Annotated in this window: 8 protein-coding genes; all 8 read left to right on the plus strand. The window is 40.0% G+C overall.

What is annotated here, in order from left to right; all coding sequences use genetic code 11:
- Positions 1-40: 40 nt before the first annotated feature.
- A complete protein-coding gene (gene brxF / locus J2Z70_RS20890) occupies positions 41-499 on the plus strand; it encodes a BREX-3 system P-loop-containing protein BrxF (protein ID WP_209876425.1) in 459 nt (152 codons plus the stop codon).
- A 28-nt stretch (positions 500-527) separates the two neighbouring features.
- Positions 528-4,208, plus strand: a complete 3,681-nt coding sequence (locus J2Z70_RS20895; protein WP_209876427.1) for a DUF6079 family protein — start codon at positions 528-530, stop codon at positions 4,206-4,208.
- A complete protein-coding gene (locus tag J2Z70_RS20900) occupies positions 4,201-7,092 on the plus strand; it encodes a DNA methyltransferase (RefSeq protein WP_209876429.1) in 2,892 nt (963 codons plus the stop codon). The genes J2Z70_RS20895 and J2Z70_RS20900 overlap by 8 nt, the downstream gene beginning before the upstream one ends.
- A 14-nt stretch (positions 7,093-7,106) precedes the next feature.
- Positions 7,107-8,987: a BREX-3 system phosphatase PglZ gene (gene pglZ / locus J2Z70_RS20905; protein ID WP_209876431.1), complete on the plus strand. Its 1,881-nt coding sequence runs from the start codon at positions 7,107-7,109 to the stop codon at positions 8,985-8,987.
- Positions 8,988-8,999: 12 nt separating this feature from the next.
- Positions 9,000-9,710 carry a hypothetical protein gene (locus tag J2Z70_RS20910; RefSeq protein ID WP_209876432.1) on the plus strand — a complete coding sequence of 237 codons (711 nt, stop codon included), beginning with the start codon at positions 9,000-9,002 and terminating at the stop codon, positions 9,708-9,710.
- Positions 9,711-9,760: 50 nt separating this feature from the next.
- Positions 9,761-12,970, plus strand: a complete 3,210-nt coding sequence (locus J2Z70_RS20915; RefSeq protein WP_209876433.1) for a DEAD/DEAH box helicase — start codon at positions 9,761-9,763, stop codon at positions 12,968-12,970.
- A 147-nt stretch (positions 12,971-13,117) separates the two neighbouring features.
- Positions 13,118-14,314: an exonuclease SbcCD subunit D gene (locus J2Z70_RS20920; RefSeq protein ID WP_209876435.1), complete on the plus strand. Its 1,197-nt coding sequence runs from the start codon at positions 13,118-13,120 to the stop codon at positions 14,312-14,314.
- Positions 14,271-17,363 (plus strand): AAA family ATPase, encoded by a 3,093-nt coding sequence (locus tag J2Z70_RS20925; RefSeq protein WP_209876437.1) that lies wholly within the window; start codon positions 14,271-14,273, stop codon positions 17,361-17,363. The genes J2Z70_RS20920 and J2Z70_RS20925 overlap by 44 nt, the downstream gene beginning before the upstream one ends.
- Positions 17,364-17,410 lie beyond the last annotated feature (47 nt).

Raw genomic sequence — 17,410 nt, forward strand, 5'->3', positions numbered from 1 at the left:
ATTTATTTTCATTGGATGATATAATGATCGGAGTGGACGTATGACGGATTTGCAGGAGTTACTTGCATCAGAAATTGATGCTTTACGAAGTAAGCGTAATAAAATGTTATTTGTTGTTGCCAATCGTTATTCACTAGAAGATCTGCGACGTAATATCCTTCAAATGGAAGTTCCGATACTTAACGTGAATTTATTATTGTCTGAACAATTACGAGAGCTTCCGCCAGAGAGAAGGCCCTTTGAAGTAGGGAGAATCCTTAGATCTGTGGTCATGCAAGAAAATAAACAAATAATCTTCCTAGATAACATCGAGTATTTGTTTGATCGGGAATTAAAACAAAACCCCATTCGGCTGGTTGAGAGTCTGAGTGGAAACAGGACCATTATTATCTGTTGGCCAGGTGTATTCGAGAACGGTACTCTAAAATATGCTACACCTGAACATCATGAATTTTACCAAAGTGATAATTCGTATGCAAGTTATGTGATCGAAATATAAATAGAACGAAAAGGAGTATTAGCACATTATGAAGTATCGTGAGCTAGTTCAGTTTGAACCTATTCGATCTATCATTGAATTAAGAATTGCAGATGATAGTATCATTGATAATTATGTAATATCTACTCGTATGGCAGAAGTGTTGAATGACATCATAATAGAGCAATTACAATTTGATCGCCCTATAGACCATAAAGGGATTATGGTTGTCGGAAATTATGGAACAGGTAAATCGCATCTTATGAGTGTAATAGCTGCTTTAGCCGAACATCCAGGTACAAGTGATCGTCTACAAAATCAGGCGGTTGCTACTAAAGCCAAAGAAATTGAAGGCAAGTTTAAAGTACTACGGATAGAATTTGATGGTATTGATATGCCATTCCGTGAAGTGCTGTTTAGAGAGATGACAGCTTACTTACAGAAGATCGACGTTGATTATGAAATGCCAGAGCTTTCTCAGGTTCTTAGTAACAAAGATGAGCTAGTCAAGTTAATGTCTGCTTTCCATGAGACTTATCCAGAGCAAGGGTTTATTCTAATTATTGACGAATTGTTGGACTACTTGCGCAGTCGGAAAGAACAAGAACTCATGCTCGATCTCAATTTTCTAAGAGCAATGGGTGAAATTACACAATCAACTCGTTTTCGTTTCATGACAGGCGTACAAGAAATGTTGTTTGATAATCCACGGTTCGCCTTTGTTGCCGAGCAATTAAGAAGGGTTAAAGAGCGCACTGTTCAGGCAATTATAGCTCGTGAGGATATTGAATATGTTGTTTCCCAACGACTGCTTAAAAAGAATGATAAGCAGAAAGCATATATCCGGGAGCATCTACAAAAATTTGCGCCATTGTATGATAAGTTAGGAGACCAGCTTGAAAAGCACGTTGAATTGTTTCCCATTCATCCAGCCTATATATCTTCATTCCAGAAAGTCAAGATTGCTGAGAAGCGTGTTGCCCTTACGACAGTTAGTGATGAGATAGATAAGCTTCTTGACCAAGAAGTTCCTGTGGATAGTCCAGGAGTTGTCTCCTATGATAACTATTGGACTTACATTCAATCGGATAGTACGCTGCGTTCAGATCCAGATGTTCGTGAAGTGATGGAGAAAGCGGATGTCTTGTTGGATCGGATCGAATTTTCATTCCCTAAACCGAGCTACAAGCCGATGGCTAAACGGATCGTTCAAGCGCTATCTGTTTTTCGGCTTACTACGGACGACCTACGTGTACGAATCGGGATGACGCCTAACGAAATGCGTGATCAACTTTTCTTGTTCGATATGAATTGTGATATGGATGTAGAATTTCTAGATGCTACCGTTGAGTCTACACTGAAGGAAATATTAAAGTCTGTAAGCTATCAGTTCATATCTTCAAACCAAGAAAATGGTCAGTATTATCTTGATTTAGATAAGGACGTTCCCGTAGATGATCATATTGCAAGTAAAGCAGAAACGCTAGGGGGAGAACAATTAGACCGTTATTATTTTCAAGTATTGGAACGGGTGCTCGAGTGTTCACCCTCTACTTATTTAACTGGTTATCGGATCTGGCAACATGAGCTTGATTGGTACAATCACAAAGCTACGAGGCCAGGCTATCTTTTCTTTGGTGCACCTAACGAACGTTCAACGGCACAGCCAGAGAGGGATTTTTATATTTATTTCCTACAAGCATTCGAAGTTCCTAAGTTTAAGGACGAGAAGAAACTGGATGAAGTATTCTTTGTGCTTGATACCAAGGATCAAGCACTCTATCATAATCTGAAGCAGTATGCTGGAGCAAAAGAAATGGCATTAACCGCTTCGACTGCAACGAAGAATTTATATGAAGAGAAGGCAAATTATTTTATTAAGGAATTAACGACATGGTTTAAAGTGAACATGCCTACCTCGTATAAAATGAGTTATAAAGGGATTACGAAAAAGTTGGCAGATTGGAGCTTTTCAGCACCGGCCCAAGCGTCCGTTCGTGAAATTGTGGATACCGCGGCAGACGATTGTTTAACACAATGGTTCGAAGAGAAATACCCGGATTACCCTGTGTTTCGAACAGATAAGACTTGTATCAAGTGGGATGTCATGAAAACCACCTATATCCCCGAAGCATTAAGCTCTATTAACTTATCAAATAAAACAAAAACAGCAAGGGCATTGCTTGAAGGTCTTGTGTTGTTGGATGGTGATAAGCTGAATGTGCAAAAATCGGGATATGCCACATGGATCTTGAAACTTGTAAATGATAAAGATCATAACCAGGTGGTCAATGCATCCGAAATTCTACACATTGAACGAATTGCGGGTGGAATGGAAGTTAGAAGAACGGTAGAGTATAGACTAGAGCCGGAACTATTAGCTGTACTATTAGTAGCACTCGTGTACAGTGGAGATATTGTTATTACAATTAACGGAAATACTTATGACTCTATGAAGCTAGATGAATTAATTCGTCTGAAGGCAGAAGGGATCATGGAATTTAGTCATATTAAGAAACCATCTGATTTACCGCTAGCAGAACTGCGAGCATTATTCGACCTTTTCAACATTAGTCATGGTCTGCTTCAGCCACAATCTCAAACAATCGGGGTTGCACAGTTGCAAGTGGAAGTTGATAAGCTGCTGAAAGAGATTGTAAAGTTGGAACAGGACATCAAGTCAGGAATTCCAACGTGGGATTCTCCTCTTCTGTCTGAGGCTGATATTAAAGAGAATCAACAGAAATTAAGGAAGCTTAACGAGTTCCTGCAAAGTTTGAATGTATATAACACGCCCGCCAAATTGAAAAATTTCAAATACTCCACTGCTGATATTGAGGACATGCAAGAACATATCCAATTGGCTAAACAGTTGAGGAAATTAGAGCAAAAGGCAATCGACGTAGCGCAAAAGGCACAGTATATCGTGAATGCACTTAATCATGTTCAAGTGAAACATGAGTGGTATGTTAAGGTGGAAGCTGCTCTGGAAGATATTCTCCATGCTTTGAAAGCAGGAGAAGATTGCCAAAAGGAAATTCAAAGTCTGCAGAAACTCAAGGATCAATATATCGATTTATATTATGCTATGCATAGTAGTGCACGGCTTGGAATTACGGATGAGAATAAGAAAGATCAACTTTTGCAAGATGGAAGGTATGCAACATTACGCCAATTAACGAGCATATCTATATTGCCTTCAAGACAGTTGGAGGAATGGAAATCAAAGCTTGAAAAGCTTAAGTTCTGCTGGAACCTTAAGAAAGATGACTTGGGGCATGCTGTAATCTGTCCACATTGCCGATATCGTCCGAAGGATGAACCATACGTCAAACAAGCTAGTATTGATAAATTAGACGAAGAACTTGAGGAATTAATAACATCGTGGACGGATACAGTAATTAACACATTGAATGATGCCGAGATTAAAGAGAGCATAATGTTGCTAAGTGCTGATCAGAGACAATTACTCAATCAATTCATACAAGTTGGAAAGTTCTCATCACCTATTGAATTGAAATTAGTGCAGACCTTAAAAGAATTATTTGAAGGGATTCATAAGGTCGAGCTTTCCGCGGATCAATTATTCCAGATGGCTGGAAATGGTCATCCGCTGACTGTGGATGAATTGCGAAATCGTTTTGAAGCACTAGTCAGAGATTATGTAGGGTCGGGGCATGGCAATAGAGTTAGGGTTTTGTTGCAGAAAGGTGATAAGCAGAATGACTGATAAAGTAGAACAACTAGAGTTCCAAAGTGAAGATCAATCGCCCCAAACAGGTCCTGTGACCTGCTTGGGTATGACTTTTGAAAATGACGAGGCACGTCGAGCATACTTTACAGAAGAATTGCGAAAGAAGTTGCCAGGGCTTAGAAAGATAGAAGGCTTTCCGATCGGTGAGGATGAGGATATATTGGCCTTGTCGGAACCTCCGTATTATACGGCATGTCCGAATCCATGGATTAATGATTTTATTGAAGAATGGGAAAAAGAAAAGGTTACAAAATATGGTCGTGATTTGAATGAGGAATATCATCGTGAGCCTTTTGCTACAGATATTAGTGAAGGTAAAAATAATACAATTTATAATGCTCACAGCTACCATACTAAAGTTCCATACAAAGCTATTATGAGATATATATTACACTATACCAAACCTGGAGATATTATTTTTGATGGTTTTTCTGGTTCTGGTATGACTGGTTTAGCAAGCGAAATGTGTTCTTCTATAAAAGAAATACAAGAGCTTGGTCTTATTGTTGATGAATATGGAAACATTTCTGATTCTAGTGATGGCTCAATAAAAATCAAATCAGAAATTGGATATAGAAGAGCAATATTAACAGATCTATCACCGGCTGCTAGTTTTATAGCACATAATTATAATAAAAAAGCAGATAAAAAGAAAAGTGAACAGGTTTTAAGAAAGATTCTCAGTGAAGTTAATGACGAATGTGGATGGGCTTATTTAACTTTTGACAAAATTCCGGATGAGAAAATTATAAGTACTGAAATACAAAAAATCTCAAATATTGATGAAATGAAATTGTTTTGTAAAAAATACGAAAAACATCTCTATCCTGTAAATTACTATCTTTGGAGTGAACTATATACTTGTAGTTCATGTCAATCAGAGGTGAATTATTGGGATGCAATAGTAAATTCGGATGAACAATCCGTGAAGAAAGATATGCTTTGTCCTAAATGCGATGCAATAATGGAAAAAAAGTATACAGAAAAAGTGTTTGAAACTAGTTTTGATCAAATTTCTAAAGAAGTAGTAAATAGACCTAAAATAACACCTAAAAAAGTAAGTTATACTGTAGGCACCAAAAGATTCGATAAAAATATAGATATATTTGATTTTAAGATTATTGAAATTATACAAAAAATTGAAAATTTAAATAATATTCTAGACTTAGCTTTAATCAAAGGTGATAAAACTATATCTCCGATAAAATTAGGCTATGATAAGGTTCATAGTTTTTATAATATACGAACTCTTTATATGATTAATAGTTACTTAGGAAAAATTAAATCTCATGATGCAATCAATGATGCACAGTTCCTTCTCGGAAGTGCTTTGCCTAAATTAACAAAAATGAATCGTTATATGCCACAATATGCAAGCAAAGAAATGGGCTTTAGAGCTCTTGTTGGTCCTATGGCTAACACGTTATATTTTCCATCATTATTTGTTGAAAATAACTTTATTCCTCAGGTGCAATTTCAATTAAATAAAATAATTAATGCTTGGAACGAATTACATGGAAATGTCATTTCTACACAAAGTAGTGATTCTCTAAATATCAAAAGTAATTCAATAGACTATATATTTATAGATCCTCCATTTGGGGCAAATATTATGTACTCTGAGTTAAGCTTTGCAAGAGAAGCTTGGTTAAAAGTTATGACTAATACGAGTAATGAAGCTATTGAAAATAAAAGTCAAAATAAAACGCTTCAAGATTATACTAGGTTAATTACAGATTGTCTTAAAGAAGCATATAGAATTTTAAAGCCTAGTAAATGGATAACTGTTGAGTTTTCAAATACTAGAGCAAGTGTATGGAATGCAATTCAATATGCAATACAAGAATCAGGATTTGTTATTGCAAGTGTTGATGCTTTAAATAAACAACGTGGAGGATTCCACGCTATGATAACAACAACTGCAGTAAATCAAGATTTAGTTATCTCAGCTTATAAACCTTCAGAAGAAAATATTAATAGAATACGTGAACAGACTAATACTCCTGGATCTACTTGGGCTTTTATAAACCAACATTTAGAACAGCTACCCCAATTCTTTGGTTCTAAAGGAGAAGCTTCAATTATTTCTGAACGTACACCACGTATTTTATTTGACCGAATGGTAGCTTATCATGTTCAAAATGGATTACCTGTATCATTATCATCTGCTGAATTCCAAGTAGGTATTACTCAACGATTCCCAATGCGTGACGGTATGGCTTTCTTAGAATCACAAGTAGCAGAGTATGATAAGAAACGCACACTCGTAAAAGAGTTTACTCAACTCAGCCTATTTGTTTCTGATGAAAACAGTGCCATCGAATGGCTTCGCCAGCAGCTAATGAAGAAACCACAAACGCGGCAGGATCTACATCCAATTTTCATGAAGGAAATTCAACATATTTCCAAACATGAAATGTTGCCAGAATTAGATGTACTTCTTGAGCAGAATTTCCTAAAGTATGAAGGCGATGGAGAAGTGCCAAGTCAGCTTCATACTTATTTAAGTACAGATTATAAGGACTTGCGTAATTTGTCTAAAAATGATTCGAAGTTGATTGAGAAAGCGCAAGATCGATGGTATGTACCAGATCCGAGCAAGCAGGTAGATTTGGAAAAGCTACGCAATAAGTCACTGCTGAGAGAATTTAATCAATATATTGAGGAACTAACTAATAGCAAAAAGAAGTTGAAGCAGTTCCGTACGGAAGCAATTCGAGTTGGTTTTTATAAGGCATGGAGCGAGAAAAACTATCAGACTATTGTCGAGATTGGAAACCGTCTGCCAGAAACTATATTACAGGAAGACGAGAAACTTCTTCGTTACTTCGATAATGCGCAAACAAAGCTTGGGCTATAAGGAAGTGGAAAATATTGAACTTTTGGCGTCAAAAGGTGCTTGATTATTTTCAAGCTCCTTTCTCCCAAATAACGTTGGTAAGTGACCCGGATCAACTACTTGACGATGAAATGATAATCTCTAATTTAAAGGAACAAGGGCTTGAGATAATAAAGTTTCAGGATCGTGCTTCTTTTCGCTATGAATACGAAAGCCAATATAATATATCAAATCGTCAGATCAATTTAATCGTTGTTAGCAGGTTAGATTATTTAGAGGATGTTCCTTTTGATCTATGGAGCAGATCTCAGAAGGTCGAGTTGCGGAAAAGTAGTTTATTTTCTAGGCTTGCTTGTAACGTTGTTCGTGAGCTTGATACCCGAACATTGGATATATTGTCCGAATTGTCTATGGGCGGGAATTTAACTTCTGAACGAGCAACGATCGACTTTATCTTACGACACGTTTACGGAATATCCTATGATACTGTTTTTTCGTTTAAAGATTGTCTATTGTTAATCATGAACTGGCATCAGCTTCAATGTGAAGTTCCGGAGGTTATTAAACAATATTTGATTGAATCTCTGCAACATCGAATAGCCGATATTCCGATTCAAGAATGGCTGACCTCATATCATGTATTCACCCATTATTTACAACAAGAATGGCACCGCTTTGTAGAAGATAAATTTCCAGAATCGCATTTTTTCTGGGATTCCAATGTACGCTCAGTTTTAGGCTTGTTCTTTCTTGAAGGTATACTGTCACCGGTTTCTATAGAACAAGATTCTTTTCCGAAGGTTTTCTCCTGGGGAGTCACTCATGATAGTAAGCTGCAGAGAAAGGAAACAGTGAAAGGGTTACAGCAACAGTTGGAGCTTTTACTCTCTACCACCATAGATCGCCGTACTTGGATACAGATTGCTCGACTTTCTGGGAAGGCTAAATGTATCTCTTTAGAATTACAATCGCAGGGCGATGATAGTTGTTTTTCAATGGCAATGGAGAAGGAAATTGAATTAAGATTTGAACAATGGTTGGGGGATCACTATGGTGCATTAGCAACATTGACAGATCGTAATGCGCCGGTCATGGTACATAAAACGGTAGAGGTGCTTCGACTCAAGGAACAAGAAAAGATAGCGCTTATCGTGTGCGACGGAATGAGTTTTGTTCAATGGGCTCAAATTGAGCAAGTCTTGGCGAATGATTTTCAAGCAGAAGTCTATGGTTCTTATGCTTGGATTCCGACACTAACCACTGTATCCAGACAGTCTATTTTCTCTGGTGAAATCCCAAGATTCTTCTATGATTCCATTAACACAACTGCCAAAGAGGAAAAGGCCTGGAAATCGGTCTGGGAAAGAAATGGTGTTTCTTCTGTAAATGTTTCATATGAACGTGGATTGGGGCAAGGAGATTATGGACGATCGAATATTGCTGCACTTTTCAAGTCCAAAACGAAAATTGCGGGGCTCGTGGTCGATACGATTGATCAACTTACTCACCATACCATACAAGGTCAGTTAGGCATGTATGCAGCGATTGATGTTTGGTTGAAACAAGGATACTTGAAGTCACTTCTAAGTGATTTGTTAGAAGCCGGATACGATGTTTATCTAACGTCTGATCATGGGAATAAGGAAAGTATGGGGGTTGGGAGTACAAACGATGGCACGTTGCCAGAAACTCGTGGGGAGCGCGTAAGAGTTTATCGGGATGTTGTCCTAAGAGACCAAGCTGCTGTGCAATATTCTAGTAGGCAATGGTCAGGTACAGGATTACCTGATGATTATCATGTTCTCATCGCTCATTCCGGAGAAGCATTCGTCCGAGAAGGTGAGATCGTGGTTAGTCATGGCGGCGCAAGCTTGGAAGAGGTTATTGTTCCATTTGTTCACATTCAAAAAAGATAGTGTAGGTGTACGATGAAAAAAACAGTCGGTTTTGATCAAAAAATTCAACTTCATCAACTTGATTTTATAGCAAATGAAATCCCTAGAATGTCCTCTAGGGATGCCTTATATCAATTGGTTGATGAACGGCTTATGGCAGACATTGGCGGAGCTAAGTCGCGTGTAAATGCCCGTACGATCTTGTTTAAAATATGGCTCTCAGTCTCAGATGAACATATTGAGCTTCGTGACCGAGCATTGGATATGTTTCAGAGAGCAACCACAGAAGAAAAGCTCGTCTTTCACTGGGGCATGAGTCTTCTTGCCTACCCATTCTTCAAGGATACGGCTGAACAATTAGGTTACTTGTTTCATTTGCAGGATGAAGTGACTAGCGAACAGATCGGCCGGAAGATGAAGGGGCTGTATGGTGAACGACGACGGGTTGAAGTGTCTGTGAATGCAGTACTTAGTTCTCTTCGCTCCTGGGGAGTCCTTGAAATGGGGAAGCGTAATACCCATACTATCGCTGCGAAGATCGACATAATATCGGCGGAAACAAAGAAATGGCTGGTTCAAGTCTTGCTTATCGTAACAAATAAGGTTGTAATAGAGTTGAATCATATTGCTGGAGAGCCATGTGTTTTTCCGTTTAAATTGAGTGTACTGGAATCTGAACTTTCAGGTAATGAATTGGAAATCACTCGTCAAGGCGTTGGACGATTAATGGTGGGGCTCAAATAAACTCTGTTGCGTGCGCCGCGGCAGAGTCTTTTTGTAAGGTGGGTGGAGAAATGTTAACTAAAGGTGATATTGTTCGTGCTCCACAGTTTCCAGAAACGGTGGAAATCAACTGTGTAGAGATGGTAGACGAGTATTTTGTTAATATATCGGCAGTGGGTAGAGAATCAAATCAGTATTATGAGTTGATGATCGAACGGCATGATATTGAAAGGTTTATAAAGCTAAATGATAACAATGTACAAGAAGTATTAAACGCTCAAGAATTGCAGATGTATCTACAGTATTATGCTTTCTTAATGGATACAAGGTATTCTTCTAAAAGAGCATTGGGGAATAGCAAGTTGATTCCACTTCCCCATCAGATTGAAGCGGTATATAGTCGTATGCTTCAGACTCCACAAGTTCGATTTCTACTAGCGGATGACCCCGGGGCGGGAAAAACGATAATGTCCGGCATGCTCATTAAAGAAATGAAGGCTCGAGATAGCATCCAAAGAGTTCTTATTCTAGTCCCACCACTTGTATTAAAGCAGTGGCAAGAGGAACTTAGCGAAAAGTTCAGTGAGCGGTTTTTTATTATTAATCGTTCAATTGTTAAACAATATGCATCCAAAAACCCTTTTCTAGAGCATGACTTATGTTTAGCTTCAGTTTATTGGGCAGCAAGAGAAGATGTGAAAGGTATGTTAAGCGAAGCAGACTTTGATCTTGTTATTGTAGATGAGGCCCATAAAATGGCTGCATATACCCACGGTACGATTAATAAAAAGACATCTAAAACCAAGCTGTATCAACTTGGTGAAATGTTGCTACGTCGTAGCGAACATTGTATCCTACTTACTGCAACCCCACATAAGGGGGATGTGGAAAACTTCCGTCATTTGATGAAACTAGTTGATGGAGATATATTCTCTAGTATCTCTGTCAATGAAACACTGAGAGAGAAAGCTAATCCTTTTATTATTCGAAGATTGAAAGAGAACATAAAGAATTTTGACGGAACTCCATTATTTCCAAAGCGCACAGTGAAAACGGTTCAATACGAACTTTCCGAGCCCGAGCTTCAATTATATGAGGATGTAACGGAATATGTTCGACATCATTTTAATCGAGCTATCAATTCAGGAAGCAATAGTACTGCATTTGCTATGATGCTGCTTCAACGTCGTCTGAGCTCGTCTATTGCTGCAATTGATTTGTCTTTACGTCGTCGTAGGAAACGATTACAGCACCTATTAGAGCTTACTGTAAAGGAGCGTAAGAAACTCATCGAGAAAACAAGAGCAATTAACCTCGATGAATATTCCGAAGAAGCGCTTGATTTACAAGAAAAGATAGAACAGCAACTCGAATATGCTGTGGATCTAGTTGACCCGGAAGAGCTTCAAATAGAGATTGATCAACTTCACCGATTAGTTAAGCAGACAACCCATTTGAAGAAAAATGAAAACGAACGGAAATACGATGAATTGGAGCGAACATTATTTGGATTGAAGGGATTACTTAATCAAGGAGAAAAGCTTCTCTTGTTTACGGAATCTGCAGATACATTGGAATTCTTGGAAAAAAGGTTATTGGAAAGACTGCCGAATGTAGCGAAGATCGTTGGTGAATTTTCGATGGATGAGCGAAGAAAGCAAGTGGAGCTATTTCGTAATGAATGCCAGGTTATGGTTGCAACCGATGCTGGTGGTGAATCTATTAATCTACAATTCTGTAATCAGATGATTAATTACGACATTCCATGGAATCCTAACAGATTAGAGCAGCGCATGGGTAGAATTCATCGTATCGGTCAGAAGAATGATGTTGCTGTTTTTAATCTTGTTGCGTCTAATACGCGAGAAGGTGATGTTATGATTCGGTTACTGGATAAGATGGATCGTATGCGAAGCGACCTTGGCTCGGACCTAGTATATGATTTTATCGGTGAAATATTCAACGGCGAAGATCATGATCTCCCTTCACTTATGCAAGCAGCAATCCTTGAACGTGAAAATTTAGATGATTTGTTGGCATCAATGGAAAGAACGATATCGGAAGAACACAAAAGATTATTAGAGTTCGTCAAGCAAGAGCGCTTAGCCGAAGATTCATTTGATTTGCCAAAAATGAGACGTGAGCAGTATGACCTGGCTGTATCCAAACTGTCTCATCGCAGCTATGCGGAGTATACTGAGCAAACATTAACAAAGAACAACGTTCGAATATACTCTTCGAATCAGGACAAAGTAAAGCGGATTGATAGAATGCCTAAGTATATAAGAGACTTATGCAGAAGCCACAGTCTTCCTTATAGTCAAATGAATGAGGGGATTCGATTTACACCATATTCAGAGTATATCGTTGAAAATATAATGTTGCTTTCTGACGATCATCCTTTATTTCGACTAAGTATGTTATTAGCACAAAAGGATCAGGATAAACTGACAGCTCAGAGGTTCATGGTTTCTTATCCTATTCAGGAGACGATGACAGTTGATGTATATTTGGTCAATGTCGCAGATGGAACAGGTAAAGAATTGGATGGCGAAGTCATCTTTGTGGCCAGAAGAGAAGATGGTTCGGTAATAAGACTTGATAATTACTGGCTCTTTGAGCAAAAGTTTATCGGAGAACCTATAGTATTGGATGTCATTGATAACAAGTCTATGCGGTCCGCGGTAATTCAAAAAGCTATAGTGATCAGGGATCGAGCGAAGTCTAAGCGCGAACGGTACTTAAATCGAGTCCTTCAGTATCTAGATCAAACATTCATGAAGCAAATGAATGAGCTTATGGATCGGAGAGCGGAGTATCAACGAGAAAATCATGATAACCGAAATAGTGCACTGATCAATCAACTAGATGCAAGTTTAATTGATATTGAATTGCGTAAAGAAAGCCGAATTACGCAGGTCGAACGTCAGAAAAACATAACGATGAGGCCACCAAAACGAATCATGCAGCTAGAAGTTGTTCCTAAAGGAAGCGCAGAAAGAGTCCTGTCTGTGGATTATAAAGATATCGTTGAAGCCTACGAACGTCAACATGGCCGAAGCAATGTGAAAATGTTCGATTCATTAGCGAGAGTTGATTTCTATAGCGAGCGATTCAACGGCGAACAGCGGTATATTATTCTGACAGAAAATAAAGACTTCTATCCGTCAGAAGCGTATCTTGAGGATTTGACGGATATTGCTGAGCATACGTTTGTCTATCATGTACAGGAAAGCGTGGTAGTGGGAGAACAAAAACTAGCTCGGCGTATACTAGTCTGAGGTGAGCTGCATATAATTGATTATAAGAACAAAAGTTCGCTGACAACTCTCTGTCAGTGAACTTTTTTATAATAGAGTTACGTAATAACAAGGAACACATGTGGCGTATTAAGTATAGTAAAAGACAATCCGAAAGGACGGAAAACCATGAAAATATTCCACACTGCAGACTGGCATCTCGGCAAGTTGGTACAAGGCATTTATATGACAGAGGACCAGCAATATATCCTTGAACAGTTTATCAAGGATATTGAGTCAGAGCAGCCCGATGCCATTATTATTGCAGGCGATCTATACGATCGTGCGGTTCCACCTACGGAAGCAGTGCAGTTGCTTGATCGGGTGCTGCAGAAGATTATATTGCAGTTGAAAATTCCTGTACTGGCGGTGGCGGGTAATCATGACAGTCCAAGCCGTCTTGACTTCGGCAGCACCATTATGAGAGCCTCGGGGCTACATATAGCTGGAGAACTTACTACTTCTATGGAGCCAGTGATATTGAATGATGAGCATGGCGAAGTTCACTTCCATCTCATTCCTTATGCGGAGCCTGGGAAAGTACGATTTTTACTCGCTGATGAGGATATTAGAACACATAACGATGCCATGCAGAAGATTACGGAGGATATTAAAAGAAGGATGGACCCGAACGCCCGCCATATTTTTGTGGGACATGCTTTTGTAACACCTGGCGGTGAAGCACAGGATAATACCAGTGATTCCGAACGGCCGCTGTCGATCGGTGGGGCTGAACATGTAAATTCCGAATTTTTTGACGGATTCCATTACACCGCATTAGGTCACTTGCATCAGGCACATCATGTTGGAAACGAAACGGTTCGATATGCTGGCTCACCGCTGAAGTATTCCATTTCGGAAGAACTTCATAACAAGGGATATTTAATTGTCCATCTGGATGAACGCGGAGAAACAACGATTGAGCGGAGACTGCTGACACCACGACGCGACATGCGGACCGTAGAAGGCTTGATAGCAGATATTGAGCGACATGTTATCAATGAGGATTATGTGTTCGTCCGCTTGCTGGATGATGTGTTGGTCTCATCGCCAATGGAACGAGTACGCTCGGTCTATCCAAACGCAATGCATGTAGAACGTAAAATGAGGATCCCGGGGTTGATTGGTGAGTCACAGGCTGTTGATGGACGAGCAAAGATGGATGGGCTGTCGCTGTTCAAAGCCTTTTATAAAGACGTAAGAGGAACAGAGCTATCGCCAGAAACAGAGAAGTTGTTTATCGAAACGCTGCAGGAGATCCTGGAGAAAGAAGGTGAGCGTTATGAGACCATTGAAGCTGACAATGACGGCGTTCGGGCCGTATAAGGATACAGAGGTTATTGATTTCTCTGAGCTTAAAGAGCACCGCTTATTTGTGGTATCAGGGAATACGGGGGCCGGAAAAACATCTATTTTTGACGCGATCTGTTTCGCTCTGTATGGAGATGCAAGCGGTGAGGACAGAAATGATAACAAGATGCTCCGCAGCCATTTCGCCGATGACCAGGTCCACACTTCAGTTGAATTGGAATTTGAGCTGAAAGGCCGGACGTATCGAGTATTTCGGCAGTTGGCTCATGTGAAGGCTGGTAATAAAGGTGCCACGGGAGAAAGTTATGAACTGCATGAAATCGGCAGTGGACAGGCTATCCCCATTGTCGATCGCTTTATCGTGTCGCAGGTGGATGAGAAAATTCGCGGACTTATTGGACTTACCAAGGAGCAATTTAGTCAGATCGTTATGCTGCCACAGGGTGAATTCCGCAAGCTGCTCACCTCAGAGACAGAGAACAAGGAAGAGATCTTGCGCCGGATTTTTAAGACAGGGTTATATAAACAGGTCGCGGACCATTTGAATGAACAACGCAAGGAAATGCAGCAAATTTGCTCAGAGCAAGCGAAGATGCTGGGATATCATATCGGTAATGTGAAAGGTGCTCTAGGCGGGCGTGAAGTCTCTGACTTATACAAGGTTTTTGAGCAGGAGAACTACAATACTTATCAAGTGCTTGAAGCATTGGATAAAGAGATTCAATATTATACTGTGCAACTGAAAGAAAAGAAGCTGCTGCTGCAAGCTGAAATGGCCAAATACCAAGAACTTACGGCTGTTTATCATAAAGCACAAGCGGTGAATGGACAATTTGATCTGTTAGATAAGAAATCTGAAGTAAAGCAACAGCTATTAGCGAAAGAGGATGTTATCAAGCAGCAAATAGTTCAGCTGTCTCTGGCGGAGCAAGCGGTTCACCTTCAGGTCTATGAACAACATAATCTTGAAATGACAGATGAACTAAGTCGTAAAAGCGAGTTGCTCGAAGCTGCGCTTACTGAATGCCTACAGGCTGAAGCTGCCCTCAATACGGCTACTGCTCTCTATAAGCAGGAAGAGGGAAAGGAAGAATTACGGAATCAATCTTTACGTGAACTGGATCGGCTTCAAGGATATCTCCCAGCGGTAAAAGAGATTGATCAGAGACAGCAACGAGTCACGAAGCTTACGGTAGAAGTGGAGACCTTGTCTAAGCAGCTGAACGGCTCAATTGATGAGCTGGAGATGAAGCGAAACGATCGACTCTCTAAGGCAGTGCAAGTTAAGGAACTGGAAGATAGGGTTATTCATTTGCCGGCAAAGACTGAGAAACTTAACCAGTTAAGACAGCAGGCTGTAACTATGAAAGAATATCTCGGTCTTTTAGACAAACTTGCAATAGAACATGCTGAAGAAAGAGGGAATAAGGAGTCATTTGAACAAGCGGATCAAGCGTATTCTGCAATTGAGGAACGCTGGATTGAAGGACAAGCAGGATTGCTTGCAAGTCATCTTCATGATGGTGAGTTATGTCCGGTCTGCGGAAGTCTGGATCATCCCCAAAAAGCATCAGCAACTGGCGATATTCCTACCAAAGAAGAGCTTGAGCGAATGCGTAAAGAGAAATCTTTATTTGAGAAAAAGCACCTCGAAGCAAAAGCCAAACTTACTACTACGGAACAACAGATTCAAGAGAAGCAGCAACAGTTGCTTGAACTGGGATATCCGTTAGAAGGGATTCAGAGTGTTTATGCTGATCTGCAAATAGAGGGAAAGGCACTGGTTGAAGAGGAGAAGCAACTGAAGGAAGATAATTCTATGTTGGCTCCACTCAAGCAAGCACTAGATACATTGGATATGAAGTTGGAGGAGTTACGCAAACAAAAGGAACATACGCTGAATTTGTTCAATAGCAAAAATACAGAGTATGTAACTGAGAAAGCATTATTTGATCAATCGTTATCCAGCTTGCCAGAAGAAGTACGTAGTCTTGGGAAATTAGAACAGCATATCAAGAGTGCAGAGGTTAACAATAGACAACTTGAGGGCGCGTGGAAGCAAGCACAGGGCCAATACCAGGAAGCGAACGAACGGAATATCAAGGCATCTGCAAGCCGAGTCAATGCAGAGAATGGGAAAAGTGAAGCGACTAGCAATAAGGACAAGGCTCTTCGAAGCTACCTCGGAGCGTTAGAACAGGCTGGGTTCACTTCAGAAGAAAGCTATAAAGCAGCGAAGATGAGCAATAGTGCTCAAGCTGAGCTGAAGAGTCAGATTGAAATGTACAAGGCCTCATTGGCATCGGTAACCAAGCAAATTGAGGAATTAATCTTCACGCTGGCAGGTAAAGAACGTCAAGATCTTGCCATCTTGCAGAAGCTTCTAGATGATCTGGAGAAATCTATTGATATCGTTCGCGCGGAGTCTATCCAAGCTGGGAATAACTTTGATAAAGGCTCGGAATTTAAGGCGAATATTCTTGAAGCTGAGCGTAGCTGCCAAGAGGCTGAACGTGAGTACCAAGTGGTGAAAGATTTGTATGATGTTGTGCGCGGAGAAAATAGCAGTAAGATCTCCTTTGAACGCTATCTACAAATTGAGTTTTTAGATAAAATTATTCACAATGCAAACCATCGGCTACAAAAGATGTCGGGAGGACAATACTACCTTGTCCGCAGCGATCGTATGGAGAAACGTGGCAAGCAAAGTGGTCTTGGATTTGATGTGTATGACAATTACACCGGTCAGCTGAGGGATGTGAAGACATTATCCGGTGGAGAAAAATTTAATGCTTCGCTGTGTCTGGCACTAGGTATGGCGGATGTTATTCAAGCCTATGATGGCGGCGTTTCACTAGAGACCATGTTCATCGACGAGGGTTTTGGTTCACTGGACGAAGAGTCTCTTAACAAGGCCATTGATACTCTGATTGACCTGCAACAGTCCGGCCGAATGATTGGTGTGATCTCACATGTCCAGGAGTTGAAGAGCGCGATACCTGCAATCCTGGAGGTGAAGAAAACGAGAGAAGGGTATAGTTATACTAATTTTGATGTGAGTTAGAAACTATTATTTTGCGATACGTAGATTCTTCTACTACTGACGACTTC

The sequence above is a fragment of the Paenibacillus silagei genome (assembly GCF_017874735.1).
In the GTDB taxonomy this organism is placed as follows: Bacteria; Bacillota; Bacilli; order Paenibacillales; family Paenibacillaceae; genus Paenibacillus_AQ; species Paenibacillus_AQ silagei.

What these genes read in the sequence shown, in the direction of transcription:
- brxF (WP_209876425.1), top strand. Translation starts at nt 41, where the DNA reads ATGACGGATTTGCAGGAGTTACTTGCATCAGAAATTGATGCTTTACGA.
- J2Z70_RS20895 (WP_209876427.1), top strand. Translation starts at nt 528, where the DNA reads ATGAAGTATCGTGAGCTAGTTCAGTTTGAACCTATTCGATCTATCATT.
- J2Z70_RS20900 (WP_209876429.1), top strand. Translation starts at nt 4,201, where the DNA reads ATGACTGATAAAGTAGAACAACTAGAGTTCCAAAGTGAAGATCAATCG.
- J2Z70_RS20910 (WP_209876432.1), top strand. Translation starts at nt 9,000, where the DNA reads ATGAAAAAAACAGTCGGTTTTGATCAAAAAATTCAACTTCATCAACTT.
- J2Z70_RS20915 (WP_209876433.1), top strand. Translation starts at nt 9,761, where the DNA reads ATGTTAACTAAAGGTGATATTGTTCGTGCTCCACAGTTTCCAGAAACG.
- J2Z70_RS20920 (WP_209876435.1), top strand. Translation starts at nt 13,118, where the DNA reads ATGAAAATATTCCACACTGCAGACTGGCATCTCGGCAAGTTGGTACAA.
- J2Z70_RS20925 (WP_209876437.1), top strand. Translation starts at nt 14,271, where the DNA reads ATGAGACCATTGAAGCTGACAATGACGGCGTTCGGGCCGTATAAGGAT.